This is a genomic window from Cohnella sp. GCM10012308, from assembly GCF_042649185.1.
Classification (GTDB): Bacteria; Bacillota; Bacilli; order Paenibacillales; family Paenibacillaceae; genus Cohnella.
The window spans coordinates 47,103-62,272 of sequence record NZ_JBHRYU010000010.1; the positions used below are offsets into that span (position 1 = coordinate 47,103).

The 15,170-nt window shown below is 60.6% G+C and carries 14 protein-coding genes; 5 read left to right on the forward strand and 9 right to left on the reverse strand.

Annotated elements, in window-relative coordinates; all coding sequences use genetic code 11:
• Window positions 1-8: 8 nt before the first annotated feature.
• From ACFOTD_RS13760 to ACFOTD_RS13780, 5 genes are all read right to left on the reverse strand, one after another.
• Window positions 9-560 (reverse strand): hypothetical protein, encoded by a 552-nt coding sequence (locus ACFOTD_RS13760; RefSeq protein WP_378119616.1) that lies wholly within the window; start codon window positions 558-560, stop codon window positions 9-11.
• A gap of 104 nt (window positions 561-664) precedes the next feature.
• Window positions 665-1,513 carry a CheR family methyltransferase gene (locus tag ACFOTD_RS13765; protein WP_378119617.1) on the reverse strand — a complete coding sequence of 283 codons (849 nt, stop codon included), beginning with the start codon at window positions 1,511-1,513 and terminating at the stop codon, window positions 665-667.
• 110 nt (window positions 1,514-1,623) lie between these two features.
• Window positions 1,624-2,772, reverse strand: a complete 1,149-nt coding sequence (locus ACFOTD_RS13770; RefSeq protein ID WP_378119619.1) for a PP2C family protein-serine/threonine phosphatase — start codon at window positions 2,770-2,772, stop codon at window positions 1,624-1,626.
• Between the two features lie 171 nt (window positions 2,773-2,943).
• Window positions 2,944-3,270 (reverse strand): YflT domain-containing protein, encoded by a 327-nt coding sequence (locus ACFOTD_RS13775; protein ID WP_378119621.1) that lies wholly within the window; start codon window positions 3,268-3,270, stop codon window positions 2,944-2,946.
• A 67-nt stretch (window positions 3,271-3,337) separates the two neighbouring features.
• Window positions 3,338-3,913 carry a DUF948 domain-containing protein gene (locus tag ACFOTD_RS13780; RefSeq protein WP_378119623.1) on the reverse strand — a complete coding sequence of 192 codons (576 nt, stop codon included), beginning with the start codon at window positions 3,911-3,913 and terminating at the stop codon, window positions 3,338-3,340.
• Window positions 3,914-4,296: 383 nt separating this feature from the next.
• Between ACFOTD_RS13780 and ACFOTD_RS13785 the strand changes: the two genes are divergently transcribed.
• From ACFOTD_RS13785 to ACFOTD_RS13800, 4 genes are all read left to right on the forward strand, one after another.
• On the forward strand, window positions 4,297-4,461 hold the full coding sequence (locus ACFOTD_RS13785; protein ID WP_378119625.1) for a DUF1328 domain-containing protein: 165 nt from the start codon (window positions 4,297-4,299) through the stop codon (window positions 4,459-4,461).
• Window positions 4,462-4,749: 288 nt separating this feature from the next.
• Window positions 4,750-5,736, forward strand: a complete 987-nt coding sequence (locus tag ACFOTD_RS13790; protein ID WP_378119627.1) for a nucleotidyltransferase family protein — start codon at window positions 4,750-4,752, stop codon at window positions 5,734-5,736.
• Between the two features lie 40 nt (window positions 5,737-5,776).
• On the forward strand, window positions 5,777-6,958 hold the full coding sequence (locus ACFOTD_RS13795; protein ID WP_378119628.1) for a glycosyltransferase family 4 protein: 1,182 nt from the start codon (window positions 5,777-5,779) through the stop codon (window positions 6,956-6,958).
• Entirely contained in the window at window positions 6,948-8,291 is a 1,344-nt protein-coding gene (locus ACFOTD_RS13800; RefSeq protein WP_378119629.1) for a hypothetical protein, read from the forward strand. The genes ACFOTD_RS13795 and ACFOTD_RS13800 overlap by 11 nt, the downstream gene beginning before the upstream one ends.
• A gap of 594 nt (window positions 8,292-8,885) precedes the next feature.
• Here the strand turns inward: ACFOTD_RS13800 and ACFOTD_RS13805 are convergent.
• Window positions 8,886-9,560 carry a DNA-binding response regulator gene (locus ACFOTD_RS13805; protein WP_378119631.1) on the reverse strand — a complete coding sequence of 225 codons (675 nt, stop codon included), beginning with the start codon at window positions 9,558-9,560 and terminating at the stop codon, window positions 8,886-8,888.
• Window positions 9,561-9,703: 143 nt separating this feature from the next.
• Window positions 9,704-11,071: an RluA family pseudouridine synthase gene (locus tag ACFOTD_RS13810; protein WP_378119633.1), complete on the reverse strand. Its 1,368-nt coding sequence runs from the start codon at window positions 11,069-11,071 to the stop codon at window positions 9,704-9,706.
• 297 nt (window positions 11,072-11,368) lie between these two features.
• Here ACFOTD_RS13810 and ACFOTD_RS13815 point away from each other — a divergent pair, with 297 nt between their 5' ends.
• Window positions 11,369-11,695: a hypothetical protein gene (locus ACFOTD_RS13815; RefSeq protein WP_378119635.1), complete on the forward strand. Its 327-nt coding sequence runs from the start codon at window positions 11,369-11,371 to the stop codon at window positions 11,693-11,695.
• Window positions 11,696-11,774: 79 nt separating this feature from the next.
• Here the strand turns inward: ACFOTD_RS13815 and ACFOTD_RS13820 are convergent, their stop codons facing one another.
• Both ACFOTD_RS13820 and hrpB read right to left on the reverse strand, forming a co-directional pair.
• On the reverse strand, window positions 11,775-12,443 hold the full coding sequence (locus tag ACFOTD_RS13820; RefSeq protein ID WP_378119636.1) for a tetratricopeptide repeat protein: 669 nt from the start codon (window positions 12,441-12,443) through the stop codon (window positions 11,775-11,777).
• A 90-nt stretch (window positions 12,444-12,533) separates the two neighbouring features.
• On the reverse strand, window positions 12,534-15,119 hold the full coding sequence (gene hrpB, locus ACFOTD_RS13825; RefSeq protein WP_378119638.1) for an ATP-dependent helicase HrpB: 2,586 nt from the start codon (window positions 15,117-15,119) through the stop codon (window positions 12,534-12,536).
• Between the last annotated feature and the right edge of the window lie 51 nt (window positions 15,120-15,170).

Genomic DNA, 15,170 nt, shown 5'->3' on the forward strand with positions numbered 1-15,170 from the left:
GCTTGCTGTCAATGGAGCACTTCGACAGCGCCCGCTTGACTCAGCAAGCTGCTCGCTTGATCGTCGGGACGCTCGCCAACGACGACAAGATAGCGGCCGTCATTCACCTCGCCGGCCAACCGGCTCGCGTCACGGTCCGGCAAGCCGAGATCCGACAGTACGTCGCCGGTGTCCGGACCGTCGCCGTCCCAATCCAGCAATCCGCCGGACGGAGCCGCAAAGCCCGCCGCCGCGACGCCTGCCGGAATGACGCCGCCTACGTATCCGCCCGTTCCGCTGACCTGCGGGGTCGCCAGAAGGCCGGCTGCCGGAAGCGGAACTACGCCCTCGTCGCCCCAAGAACCGTCGCCATCGCGGTCGCCATAGGAGCGGTCCCTGGCTTCCTTGATTCCGGTGATGCTCTCGACCTGGATCGCGTCGCTGCCGGACAGAAGCGGCACGTTCTCCTCGCTCTTGACGATGACGCGGACATCGCCCTGATGCGCGCCGTTCGCGCGCAGCAGCTCCACGGCGTCGAGGACACGTTGTTCACTTTCAAAAATACCGATCGTGATTCCCATGGCCATTCCCTCCTTATAGGCGGCAAACGAATCCTTCGCCTTTTTGTAATTTTACCCGAGGGAAGGCCCTTTGAACCGTTCGCCAAGCGCGATCGCGGCTGTATTCAGCGCGGTTTGCGATAAATTCGGTACTCGTCGTTCCACGTCTCGTAGCGTCCGGCGAAGCTCGTGAAGGCGACGGATTCCTTGTTGCCCAAGACGAGAAAACCGCCGGGAGACAAGCTCTCGTACAGGAGCGAATGGACGCGCTCGCGTAGTCCGGCATCGAAGTAAATCATGACGTTGCGGCAAAAAATGATCTGGAACTCGTTAAACGAACGATCCGTCACGAGGTTGTGTTCGGCAAAGACGATTCGTTCGAGGTATTTGGCATGCAGCATCGCTTGCCCGTGATTCGTCTCGTAGAAGGAATCGAACCGTGCGTTGCCTCCCGACAACTCGTAGTTATGCGCGTAAAGGCTCATGCGCTCCTGCGAGATCAAGCCCTGCCGGGCGCGCTGCAAGCTTGCCTCGCTGATATCCGTCGCATAGATGCGGGCATGGTTCAGCATCTGGATCTCGTCCAGCAGGATCGCCATCGAGTACGCTTCCTCGCCGGTCGCACATCCCGCATGCCAGGCCCGAATGAATGAGGCTTGCTTCAGGATCGGCATTACGCGCGCTCGAAGAACCTTGAACAGCCCCGGATCCCTGAACATTTCCGTAACCGGAATGACCAGATCCGCCAGCAGCCGCTCAAAAGCCTCGCGATCGTGAAGCACCAGATTCTGCAGCAAAGATATCGTATCGAGCTGCTCGATCGATGCGCGATGCCAGATTCGACGACGCAGCGACGGATAGGCGTAGTTGCGGAAATCGTATCCGTAACGCTTAAACAACGCTTCGAGAAGGCCTTCGATCTCTATTTTCTCCAGGCGCTCGTCATACGGACTTATATCTAAAAAATCGGTCATTGTAATACCACGCACCTTTAGCCGCTGAGAAAAGCCGTTCGCTTTGACAGCGTCTTTGCAATTGATCGGACTAGCTTGCTATGTAGATTTGCCGGTGATCCTATGCTGCTTTAACGCAGCGCCTTCTTAACCTCGACTCGGACCAGACAGCGGTCGTCCGGCCGCCGGTCCAGAGACTCCCTGACCAGCAAGTCTTCGAGCGCTTTGTGATCGCCCGCGGCTTCGAGAATGGTACCCATGAGTTGCTCGATTCTCTGCTCCATGTCGCCCGGGAACAGATCGAGCAAGCCGTCCGTGAATAAATGAAGGACATCTCCCGTCCGAATGTTCGCCGTCTCCATCTGCACGTCCATCTGCTCGAACATCCCGATCGGCGGCGCCGTCGCGCTCAACTGCTGCGTACCGCCGTCGCCTCGCGCAAGTAGCCCTGGCGGGTGGCCTGCATTGACGTATTCGATGATTCCGTTCTCCAAATCGATCCAGGCGCAAATGCCCGTGCAATAGTACTGGACCATCTCGTTCTCGTATTGCAGCTGCAGCAAGCGGCGGTTGAGCTCCTGGACGATCCGCTTCGGCGTTACGGTCGTGCGCATCGCTTCGTGCAGCACCGACGCGGTGAACATGCTGATCAGCGAAGATGAGATCCCGTGTCCCATCGCATCCATGATGGCAATTATATAATGCTTGGAATCGAGCGCATGCCAGGCATACAAGTCTCCCGCCAATCCCTCGGAAGCCCGGAAATATGCCTCCACGCTCAGATTCTCGCCATCGACGTCGTTGGGCATGACGGCTTCCTGGACTTGCCTGGCCAGGCTCAGTTCCTCATGCAGCCTTCGATCGCGCTCTTTATGCCAATCGAGCTCGGACTTCAGGCGAAGGGCCGACCTGATTCGCGCGAGCAGCTCGATCTTGTTGATCGGCTTGGTTACGTAGTCCGTCGCCCCCGCGTCCAACGCCTCCGCAAGCTTGCGGGAGTCGCCGATCGCGGTCACCATGATGACCGGAATATCTCGCAGGCGTTCGTCCTTCTGAAGCAAGCCGCATGCCTCGATTCCGTCCATGCCGGGCATCATCAGGTCGAGCAGGATCAGGTTGACCGACGTTGGCGCCTGAGCGCCGCGATTATCCGACCTAAGTATATCGAACATCTCATCGGCTGAATAGGCGATCTGCACATCCTCGTATCCCGACCGGTTCAGCATCTCCCGGACAACCATCACATTCATCGGATTGTCGTCTACGACCAAAATGCTCATTTGTCCAATTCTCCTCGCCTGTATCATACGTTAAAGTTATCGCAGCCGATGGTCGCTGTAAAGCAAAGCCGGCAAACGGGAATAAGGAATGAGCAGGCAAAAGCCTCTCATTCCTTATTCCCGTCACCCAGCTTCCCTAACCTTGGAAAGCGATCCGCGCAGTTAGAATGCTCAATGCTTCGCCAGAACGAGCACCTTGCCCCGATCGAGCTCCGCTTCGTACTGCTCCGCCTCGTCGGCGTCGAATCCGAGCGCCTTGATTTTCGACCTGAGCTCGTCGCCCCGATCCCTGAACAAGTTGGCCACGGATTGAATGACGCCTTCTTCGGAAGCGCCGATCGTATTGGCGTTCGACACGTCCGCGATCCGGTCCGTGCGGCTCTCGCCGTGCGCCAGTACGTAAATTTCTTCTTCCCGGTAGCCTTGGCGATGCAGATCCTTTACCGTGTCAAACGCTTCGAGTCCGTTGTTTACCAGCTTGGCGTACGCTCTATCCATGTTAGATTCCTCCTTGTCGTTCTTCTTGTATCGGCTGCGTTATTGCACTATTCCGTTCCTTTAAATTTCAGTTGTGACTGTGACCGTTATATACCCGGTGCGAACCCGGTTGAAACGGTTCCGGCACATACGCGGCGCTGTCGTACAAACGGTGCTCCTCTTCGTGCTGTTCGGCAGCAAGAACCGCTTTTTCTTCCTTGCTCTGCTGTTTGGCGCTGCGAACGGCGGATACGACGTTCATGCCGATCTTAAACCATTCGGTCCACGTCTTTTTATTCTCCGGGCCGGGCTCAAGCGCTGCCACCTGCTGCCTTACCGCCCGCGACAAGGTCGACGAGATATCCCTTACCGCTCCCGTCGTCTCCTTCAGCGTCGTTCCTGCATTGCGGGCAGCCTGGAAAAAGTCGTCCGTCGAACGGATCTTGTTCTTCACGTCCTCCGAGATGACTTTGACGTTGTTGGTCAAGTCCTCGACTTTGGTATGCAGCATTCCAACCGTCTGGTTCGCTTCCTTGATCGTGCCTTGGACGGAGACCAGCGTCTCCCTGGCCGCCTTCAAGGTGACGATCAAGTATACGCAGAGGGCGGCGAAGCTGATCGCGACGACGACAACGCTCCAAGCCATCAATGCCTGGTTGCTCATGCGTATCACCTTCCTTTCTCGGGGAATTTCAATCTCTCTTGCATATCGTCAATTACCCTTGCCGCCTGGCCGCGAAACGATGTTCGGGGCCTCTCTGCGCCGAAGCTTTTACCCCTCGTGCGTTTAAAATCATGAAGTTAATGTAGGATTAATTTGCCTCGATCCCAAGGTGATTCAGCCGGTTGGGGCAGTGGTAAGGATGCAGCAAGATCATACCGACGCTCGAAACTAGCGGGGCCGACAGGGCGATCTGAAAACGCCGCGGACTTGAACCGCACCCGTTCGGCAAGGCGGTAGAGCCGTTCGATTGAACAAGCTCGGCCTTCCCGACCCGCCACGATCCCGCTGAGGTATGACCATCATCCAAATTAGGAGGCGTTCTTATGTTATACTGGGCATTTATTTTCCTGCTCGTAGCCATCGTCGCGGCCATCTTCGGATTCGGCGGCATCGTCGGCGCAGCCGTAGGCGTAGCCAAATTCCTCTTCTTCCTGTTCCTGGTGCTGTTCGTCATCTCCCTCATCTTCGGCCGTCGCCGGAATCTATAACGGTCGCCGATAGATTAACGCTTCAAATATAAGGCCATTATAGATGAAGCGCTTGTCTCAAATCGTCGACTGCATAGCTTGCATCGCCAGACGGCAACCTTCGCGGAATTTTTCCGAGAAGGTTGCCGTTTTGTTGTGCGCATCCCTCGTTATCGTTCGGAAAGGCTGTGCGAAAAGATTGTTTTTCTGACAATTCCTGTTTCATGGCGGCCGAATTGCGTTAATTAAGAACATGCCGCTTGCGCCTTATTCGCGATGGCAATACCCGTTTCGGAGGTCGATACGTCCATGCAAGCATTGTTACTCGGCGCATATCCGGCGGCTGGCTTGCCGGGCGGCTGGACGATCCCAATCGCCAATCGCCCCTGGATCGAGCACTGGATTGCGCAAGGCCGCGAGCAGGGCATTGTCGACCTTGTCGTAGCCGTAGGGTTGCAGGACGAAGCGGACCTTAGAAGCTTGCTGGGAGACGGAACCCGTTACGGCATGCGTATTGCATACCTGACCGGCTCAGAGCCGCTTGGAACGGCAGGTGCGATCAAGCTGGCCGAGCCGCTGCTGCAGGAGCGGTTCATCGTTTTGCATGCGGACGCCGTTCACGCGTTTCGACTCGACGATCTCGCGGCATCCCACGCCAACCGGGCAGCGATGGCAACGATCTGTCTGACGCCCGGCGGACGGGACTCGCCTTACGGAGTGGCCACGGTCGGGACAGAATCGGACGTTCTCACGCTCGTCCCGGAGCCAAGCCCCAAGAATGCGCCGTCTATCCTTATCAACTCGGGCGTATATATGATGAGTAAATCCGCGCTGTCGCTAATTCCCGAGGGACGCTGCGTCTCAATGGAAAACGAAACATTTCCTCTCCTGATCGGCAATGGAAGCAAGATTTCCGGCTACATACCGGACACCTATTGCATGATGACAACTACGCCCGAGAGCTACGTCCAGCTTCATTGGGACCTGCTCGACCGCAAGCTTCCGCTTTCGATCAGCGGTACGGAAATGAACGAACAAGGAATTTGGATCGGCAAAGGCGCGGTCATCGGAAAAGGCGTGCTGCTCGTCCCTCCCGTCGTGATCGGCGACTATGCCAGGATCGGCGACAAAGCGATTGTCGGTCCTTACACGGTCATCGGTTCCTACTGTACGATCGGTCAAGGCGCGAGAATTTCGAGAACGATCGTTCCTGAGCGATCCGTCGTCAACGATTCGTCGCGGCTCAGCGAGCGTGTATCCGGCTCCGGCGCCACAGTCGCCGAAGCTTCTCTATGAGTTATGAGATTAGCTACAATAAGCTGGAGGTGCGACATTAATGAGTCCAAAAACTTTTCAAATCGCCTATGTGAGCACCTACGTACCGAAGAAATGCGGCCTGGCCACATACACGCATCATCTTCGGGATGCGGTTCGCGCTGCGCACAACGGCATTTTTCCAGATCCGGTCGTCGCGATGTGCAACGAAGACGAGCTGGAGCTCTATAATGAAAGCTGGCACTATCCTCTTCTCAAAAACGATAGAGAAGAATACCGCAAGATGGCGGATTATTTGAACCGAAGCGCGATTGACATCGTTTCGCTGCAGCATGAATTCGGGATTTTCGGCGGAGAGGCAGGCTCCTATGCGCTCGAATTGCTGAGCCGTCTCAACAAACCTGTCGTCACGACCTTCCACACAGTATTTGAAAATCCGCAAGAGCCCTATGCGGCCGTTCAGGCCGAAATCGCGAAGCGAAGCGACCGCATTCACGTCATGAATCGCAAAGCGATCGGTTATTTGAACGATAACTTCGGCATCCCGCTGGAGAAAATCTCCTACATTCCGCACGGAACGCCGGTACCGAGCAAGGCGGATCGGATCCGGACGCGCAGCGAATACGGCTGGGAGCAGCGCAAGGTCGTCTTTCAATTCGGCCTGCTGAGCCGCAGCAAAGGCGTAGAGCTGATCCTCCGCTCCATGGCTGCCGCGGTCAAAGCCGTACCCGACCTTCTTTACGTGCTGGCCGGCCAGACGCATCCCGAGGTTCGCAGACATGAGGGCGAAGCCTATCGCGAGGAGCTGAACGCTCTCATCGAGGAACTCGGTCTGCAGCACCACGTGCGCATGATCGATCGTTATATTCCCGAGGAAGAGCTGGCTTCCCTGCTGCAAGCTTGCGATCTGTATGTAACGCCGTATCCGGGCATGCAGCAGATCACGAGCGGTACGCTGGCTTATGCGGTCGGACTCGGCCGGCCCGTGCTCAGCACGCCTTATATTTACGCGAAAGATCTGCTTCAAGGCTGCGAGGAGCTCCTGTTGCCGTACGGCGATGTCGAAGCTTGGGGCGTTAAGCTGATCGAGCTTTTCTCGTACCCCGAGAAGCTCAAGCTGTGCGAAAAAACGGCAGCCGAGATCGGCAAAAGCATGCAATGGCCCGTCGTGGGCCAAGAATACCTGCAGCTGCTAGAACGCACCGCTGCGGAGAAGCGTTGGAGGATGGCCGATGTTATCTAACCCGAAGGGGCGGAGCCATCCGCCCTCTTTTACCCATTTGCGCCGAATGACGGACGATACGGGGCTGCTCGAGCATGCGCTTGGGCGGACGCCCCGCAGACGCGAAGGCTATACGACGGACGACAATGCGCGTTCGTTATGGGCTGTCACCGAATGGCTGCGGGACGTGCCCGGCTCGGAAGTAAACGAAGCCGATCGCAATCGGTTGCTTGATCTGGCATCCATTTATTTATCGTTCATGCTGTGGCAGCAAAAGGAAGACGGCTGGTGGCACAACAACGTCGCCTACGATCGTTCCCCCGAATCCGAATCGGTCTCGTACGACTGTCAGGGACGCTCGATATGGGCTTGCGTCAGCGCTTGGGTCGGCTTGCCCGATTCGCACAAGGACACTGCAAAAGCGATGTTCGAATGCGCGATGCCGACGCTCGGGCAACTCGGCTCGCTGCGCGGAAAGGCATATGCGCTGTCAGCCTGCGCGCACGCGCTCGAAAGCGAGCGTCTTGGCGCGATCTCCTTCAAGCCTGGCTGGCGTGAACAGCTCAAGACGCACGTCGTGCGTTTTCAAGACGAGCTGATCGATACGTTCCTCCGCCATTCGGACGAGGAATGGCGCTGGTTCGAGACGCAGATGAGCTACGGCAACGGCGTGCTGCCTTGGGCGCTGCTGCGCTCCTACCGAGTGACGCACGCGCCCGAAGCGCTCGAGATCGGTCTCGACAGCCTCTCTTCCCTGCAGGCGGCGATGACCGCGGAGGAAGGCTGGTTCCGCCCGATCGGCAATGCCGGCTGGCGCACGCGCAAGCGCAGCAGCAAGTGGGACCAGCAGCCGCTCGAGATCTTCAAGCTGGCGCTGGCGCTCGAGGAAGGCGCCGTCGCCCTCGAGGAAGCGGGTAAGCAAGGCGTCGCGCTGCTGCTCGCCTACGATCAAGGCGCCTCTTCGAAAGGCGGCTTAGCCGATGCGCGTTCGCCGGGCGGAGACCGCGGCACGGGCGGTTTCCGCGGCGCCGGCTCCATCCGGGCGCCCGAGGTCGGGATCGCGCTCGCCGTCCGCTCCGAGACGGAGGACGGACAGACCGAGGACCGCGTCGACGCCAAAACGGTAAGCGAAGCCGACGCGCATGCGATCGAGGTCGCCGATTACGCGGCACAGCTCCGCACCGCGCGCAATCGCTGCCTGCAGTGGTTTTTCGGCGACAACGATCTCGGCGCCATCATGGCGGACGCTAGCGACGGCAGCGGCTGCGACGGTCTCCAGGAAGACGGCCCCAACGTCAACTGCGGCGCCGAGTCCACCATCGCTTATCTCATGACGGCGGCGCTGTGCCGCTGAAGGCTGTAGACATCCCCTGCCGGAGGCGGGGGATTCTTGATGTTTGGGGAATGTGCTTTCCCTCGACAGTACTTCAGCTACCTACGCTCGTGCCGCCGCATGTGCTTTGCCTCGACAGTACTTCAGCTACCTACGCTCGTGTGCCGCAGCATGTGCTTTCCCTCGACAGCACTTCAGCTACCAACGCTCGTGTGCCGCCACATGTGCTTTCCCTCGACAGCACTTCAGCTACCTACGCTCGTGTGCCGCCGCATGTGCTTTCCCTCGACAGTACTTCAGCTACCTACGCTCGTGTGCCGCCGCATGTGCTTTCCCTCGACAGCACTTGAGCCACCTCCGCTCGTAGGCCGCCGCATGTGCTTTCCCTCGACAGTACTTCAGCTACCTACGCTCGTGTGCCGCCGCATGTGCTTTCCCTCGACAGTACTTGAGCCACCTATGCTCGTAGGCCGCCGTAAGTGCTTTCCCTCGACAGCACTTCAGCTACCTACGCTCGTGCCGCCGCATGTGCTTTCCCTCGACAGCACTTGAGCCACCTCCGCTCGTAGGCCGCCGCATGTGCTTTCCCTCGACAGTAGTTTGACAAGATGCTTGTTATAAGTTTTTGGCGGACGTTAGTTTCATGATTCTCCCGCCGGCAGAGCGGTCTAAAATTACGAGTCCTTTGTGCTCTAGTGCGAGCGTATGCCGACCAATCGATCTGTAGCTGACCTGCAGCTGTTCGACTAACTCCCCAATTCTCACGATACCCGCCTGCTCCCGCGCATAATGCAAAATTGCCCGTTCGTACACGTTCAACCTTGGCCGATCTTTGGGGGCGATGAAGTCCCAGGCGGAAAGCGCGGAGAGCAGCGTCTGCTGGCAGCGTCTCGGCTTCTCGATCATGTCGTCGCGGGAAAAGCGGAGCAGGTGCCAGCCGTCGATGAGCAAATGATTCTGTCTCTCCAGATTGTCGGCATATTTCCAACGGCTCACGTCGCGCAAGTGCGTGCCGAAGGCATCCGCCTCCAGCAGTAGCCCCCTATGACACCGGATCGGGTGATGAAAGCCGTAGTCGCTGAAGCGCGTTCCGTCCTTCAAATCTTTAATTTCCAGCTCGGGAATCAGTCCCTCCAGGTCGCCTCTTACCTCCCACCAAACATGCCGTGCCAGCAGCTTCTCGTTGAACCTGTCCAGCAGCAGCCTCCGTTTCCGCTCGCCCGTGCTCGCTTTAATCGCTTTTTCCATCATATTTTCGTATGCGCGTTCGAACGCCTGATCCATGCTCATGTCCATCTCTCCCTTAGTAAAAATAAAACAGGCCGCCCGCCGGATGAGCTCCGACGAACGGCCTGTGCTTCAGGACCATTACAATCTATCAATTGCTTATAAGATACTATTTTGCGATGGAAAGAAGCAAGCGAATATTATATTTATTGTCCGTCGCGCAGCTTGGCCAGTGCAGCCTCGAAGTCCGCAGGCAGCGGAGCACGGACCGACAGCCGCTCTCCCGTCCAAGGGTGCGGCCAGATCAACCGCTCGCCGTGCAGCGCCTGCCGGGAGATAACCGTCCGCTTGCCGCCATAGAGGCCGTCGCCGGCCAGCGGATGCCCGATCGCGGCGAGATGCACGCGGATCTGATGCGTACGGCCGGTTTCCAGGCGCAGGCGTACAAGCGTGAAGCCTTCGAACCGCTCGACGACCTCGTAATGCGTGACGGCCGGATCTCCCGTCTCGCTCACCCGGCGTCGCGTCGAGTGGTGGCGATCCTGTCCGATCGGCAGGTTGATGGTGCCGCGAGCCTGGGCAAGCTCTCCCTCCGCCAGCGCGAGATAGATGCGCTCGATCTCTTTTTCGCGCATCGCCTTGTCGTACTGGTAGTGGGCGAATTCGTTTTTAGCATATAAAACGGGACCCGTCGTCTCCTTGTCGATGCGGTGGATGTGCCTGATGCGCACGTCCTGCCCGCTCATCTCGTAGTAAGAGGCGACGCCGTGCGCCAGCGTTCCTCGCTGACCGCGCTCGCTTGGGTGAACCTCGTAGCCGGAAGGCTTGTTCACGACAAGCGTGAAGTCGTCCTCGTAAAGAACGTTCAGCTCCATCCAGTCCGGCGGAAAATCGCGGGCTTCGCGCGGGAACAACGCGAGTCGCAGCGACGAGCCTTGCAGCACGATGCCTTTGGTCTGCACGAGCTTCGAAACGAGCTTCGGCGCCAGCGGCGTATGCTTCATGATCTGCGGAAGCGGCGCTGCGGCCAACTCTCCCGGGAGGCGAAGCTCCATCCATTCGGCCTTGCGGCGCCCGAGCTTGAGCAAGGAATCGTCCAAGCCGGCAAGCACGGCCGCACGCGGCTCCGGCCTGCCGCCGCCCCTGCTGCCTGCGCCGTAGCCGTCCGCAGCCAGGTTCCCTTTGCCGCGACTTCGTATTCCGGCGCTTCCACTTCCGGCGCCGGAAAAGCCTCTGGCGGCATCCGGTCTCGTTTGCTCGCGTCCGCCTCTGCCGCCGCCGTCGCGACCGCTCCGGCTTGCTGCCGGCCGGTCCGATCCGTTCCTGCCCGCCCCGCTCCGGGATTGCTCCGCATCGCTTCTACGGCTCCCCGCCTTGCCCGCTCCCGTTCCGCTCCGCGGTTGCTCAGAAGGGCCTCTGCGGCTCCCCGGGCTACCCGCTCCCGGACCGCCCCGGCCCCGCTGCTGATTCGCGTCGCCGCCGAAGCGAGAGCCCTGAGCCGTCCCCCGGTTTCCCTGCTGCTGTCCTTTATGCTGCTTCGGCTTGCCCTGCCGATTGCGTCCGGCCCCGCTCATAAGCTTCAACTCCGTACTCTCTTAGGTTCTTCTTCGCACAATATAAGTGAACGGCCTATGGATGTCAATTTCGTCACCGTCCGCCCTCATTCGGGTCTCGTACGTCGAATGGGATCAAACGCCGCGCGGGGGAGGTTTTGTCGGTTCAAGTCGGATCGCATTACAATTTGATTACAGACGGCCATTTCGAGTCTTCCGGACAAATAGCGTCAATTTACACCCGTATTCAGACCGGGACCTTCGTGTTATTTTGAAGTCGGGGACATGCCCCAAACATCGCCAAGGAGGCAGAGCGCTATGAGTACGAACGAAGAGCAGCTGGACCAAGAGGTATTGGAAGCGAATACGGAAGAGCTTGGCGAGGAGGCTTCCGCGGAGGATACCGAGGCCGTCGCGTCCGCTGACGATTCGGAAGAAGCAGAAGTCGAGGCGGCACCCGCCGTCGAAGACGCCGTACTGACGGACGACTGGGCTGTCCAAACAGAAGCGCCTGCCGCATCGATCGAAATTGAAGAAGCAGCCGAATCGGACGCGGAAGATGCAGCTGAAGCCGTGGCGGAGGACGATGCCGAAGCCGTGGCGGAAGATGATGCGGCCGAAGAAGAGGACGCGCTGGCGGATTGAAAAATAATGGACTGCAGCGGGACCGCGACCGATGGTCCCGCTGCATTTTAAATGCCGCATCGTCGTCAAGCCATACGCTTCAGCGGCTGCGAACGGACGAGAGCAGCGCCCACTTGCGCTCCCGCCGCTTCATATATCGGGGAAGCGTGCGATAGACGCCGACGCAATCCCGGTAGGCTTGCTTCGCGGCCGCCCGGTCGCCCAGCCTTTCGTAGATTTTCCCCAACAAGTAATAAGCCTCGCACGACGAAGCATGCACGTCCTGGAACGCCCGTAAATAAGAAGCTGCCTTCGCGTCGTCCTTGCCTGCCCAGGCATCGCCGAGCAGCAGGTAAGGCAGTCCGAACTTGACTCGCGGATTGAGTTCCAGCGCCTCGAGCATATGCTTTTCCCCGGCCTCCAATTGCCCCAGCGCCAGATTGCATTGCCCCAGATCGCTCCAGTATTCGGCAGATTGCGCCATCCTGTCTTCCATGCCCGTCAGCAAGCTCCGCGCCTCTTCGAACTTGCGCATCCCGATCAGCTCGTGCGCCAGCTCAGACTTTGCGGGCGTATCGTGAGGATTCAACAGCAGCTGGCGCCTCAGCTTGTTCGCGCGGCTGCGCCGCTTAAAAGGCTTGAGCAGGCTCGGCGTAAGGCCCAAAAATCGCCGGTCGAGCAAGTAAAAAATAACGAGCATGACGATCAGAGCCAAAAACGGATTGCCGAGCAGCCATGAAAGCAGAACGAAAATAAAGAAGATTTTCATCGAGCAACCTCCCGATCGTCGCAACGGACGATAAGCCGGCGTCTATGCGCCTGAACCGATCATACCACATGATAGGAAAATAAAGGGAGCTTATGTTCGGGGACGCGCCCGGCTCGTCGCTTGCGCCTGCAAAGGATCGTCGGGCCAGTAATGCTTGGGATAGCGCCCTTTCAAATCCTTGCGAACCTCGAAGTAAGCCTCCCGCCAAAAGCTGGCCAAATCGCGCGTGACCTGAACCGGCCGCTGGGCCGGGGACAGCAGATGCAGCGTGAGCGGCACCCTTCCTCCAGCGATGCGCGGAGATGCAGGCCATCCGAACAGCTCCTGAAGCCTTGCATGCAGCGCCGGCGCGGCAGGATCGCCGTAATCGACGGGCAGGCGGGAGCCGCTCGGAACGGCGACATGCGTAGGCGCCTCGTCGTCCAGCCTCCGCCTTTGCTCCCAAGAGAGCATGGAGGACAACGCCTCTGCCATATTCAGACGCTGCAACTCCCCTCGGGTCCGCATGCCGACGGCAAACGGGCCCAGCCAAGTTTCCAGCCCGTCCAGCAGCGCAGCATCGGATAGATCCGGCCAACCGGCTGGATCGTGAAGACCCGCGAATCTCGCACGTTCCAGCCATTGACGGGACGCCTTGGACCATGGCAGCAATTCAAGCCCGTCAAGCCGGATACCGCTCAGCAGCGCCTCGGTCACGGCTGCCGGATCCGGATCGGGGATCGGCCCTTCGCGCAGCGTCAACGCGCCAAGATAGACCGTCCGCCGCGCCCTTACGGCGCCTGCGCCAGACTCCCAGGCGATCGTCCGGCGCTCGGCGACGAGATCCGCGAAGTGCCGCTCGAGATCGTCGGCGCGCAGCGGCGCGGCCAGCCGGATCCGCCCTTCGCTTCCCTGATCGTCGAGCTCGGCAGCGACGATCCAGGCTTCGCCGACAAGCGGCTGCCCCTCGGGCACGTAGGCGCCTCTGCCGCCCGACAGCGTAAACTTGCCGCCCACGCGAAGCTTCCCGATCCGGTCCGGATAGGCGAAGGCCAACAGCAAGCCGCAATCGTACGCGGACTGCTCTGCGGAACGTCCCGCGGTTCTCGAAGCGGAGCCGGTGCCAGCGCCCGAGACGGTTCCCGCACCCGAGCCTGCGCTCGTGACCGAAGCGGTTCCCGCCAACGCCGCGGCGCCCGCAAGTTCGCCGCCAGCCGACTTGAGCTGCGCCTCGAACTGGCGCGCCTCCGCCAGCAGGCGCTCCCTGCGGCCGGCTTCGATGCGCCCGTCCCCCGCCGCAAGCGCGGCAAGCCTCAGCGACAGGTCCGCATCGCCGCCCTGCAGCGGGTCTCTGTCTCCGAGCAGCGCGGCGATCCGGCAGGCATCGGCCCCGAGTCCGAGCGGCCGCGCGCGCAGCATCATATGCGCAAGCCGCGGATGCGCGCCGAAGCGGGCCATGGCCGCGCCGTGAGGCGTCGGCGCGCCGTCCGCGCCAAGCGCGCCAAGCGCCGCGAGCAGCTCCCGCGCCTGCGCATAAGCCGCCTCGGGCGGCGCGTCCAGCCAATCCAGCTCCGCCGGATCGGACACGCCCCATACGGCCAGCTCCAGCGCCAGCGGCGCAAGGTCAGCCTCGCGTATCTCCGGCGTCCCGGCCGGCGCCAGCTGCCGGTGCTCTTCTTCCGTCCACAGCCGGTAGCAGACGCCCGGCGCGACCCGGCCCGCGCGTCCGCGGCGCTGATCGGCGGACGATACGGGAATGCGCGCCGTCTCGAGCCGCGACATGCCGGTCCGCGGCGAAAAGCGGGGCGCCCGCATCAGTCCCCCGTCGATGACGATGCGCACGCCCTCGACCGTGAGGCTCGACTCGGCCACTGGCGTCGCGAGCACGACCTTGCGGCCGCCGCCGGCGGCCGGCGCGAGCGCGCGATCCTGCTCCCCTGGCGGCATGGTGCCGTGAAGCGCCGCGATCTCCACGCCGGCGCCGCGCAGCCGCGCCGACAGGGCGGCCGCCGTGCGGCGGATCTCCGCGTAGCCCGGCAGGAACACGAGCGCGTCGCCGTCATGCCGCGCAAGAGCAAGCACCGTCGTCTCCGTGGCCAGACGTTCGACCGGCGCGTCGGATCGCCGCTCGAGGTACACGGTCTCGACCGGATACATGATGCCTGCGCTCTCGATGACGGGCGCTCCGCCGAGCAGCTCGGCGACCGGCTCCGGCTCGAGCGTGGCGGACATGACGAGCAGGCGCAGATCGTCGCGGAACAGGCTTTTCGCCTGCAGACAGAGCGCCAGCCCGAGATCGCCGTTCAAATTCCGCTCGTGGAATTCGTCGAATATGACGAGCCCCACGTCCGCGAGCGACGGGTCCTGCTGCAGCATCCGCGTGAGCACGCCCTCGGTCACGACCTCGACGACCGTCCTGGGGCCTGCCTTCGTATCCATCCGGACCCGGTATCCCACGCGCTCTCCCGCGCGCTCTCCGAGTCCCGCCGCCATGTATTCGGCCGCGCTGCGGGCGGCGATGCGCCGAGGCTCCAGCATGACGATCTTGCGTCCCGCAAGCCACGGCTCTCCCATCAAAGCGATCGGCACCCGCGTCGTCTTGCCCGCGCCCGGCGCGGCGACCAGCACGGCGCCTCCCCGGTCCCGCAGCGCTGCCTTAATATCCGGGATCGTCCGATCCACCGGCATCGCCGACATGCGAACGCCTCCTTTTTCTCTTCTATGTAACCAACAGTATAGCATGATCGC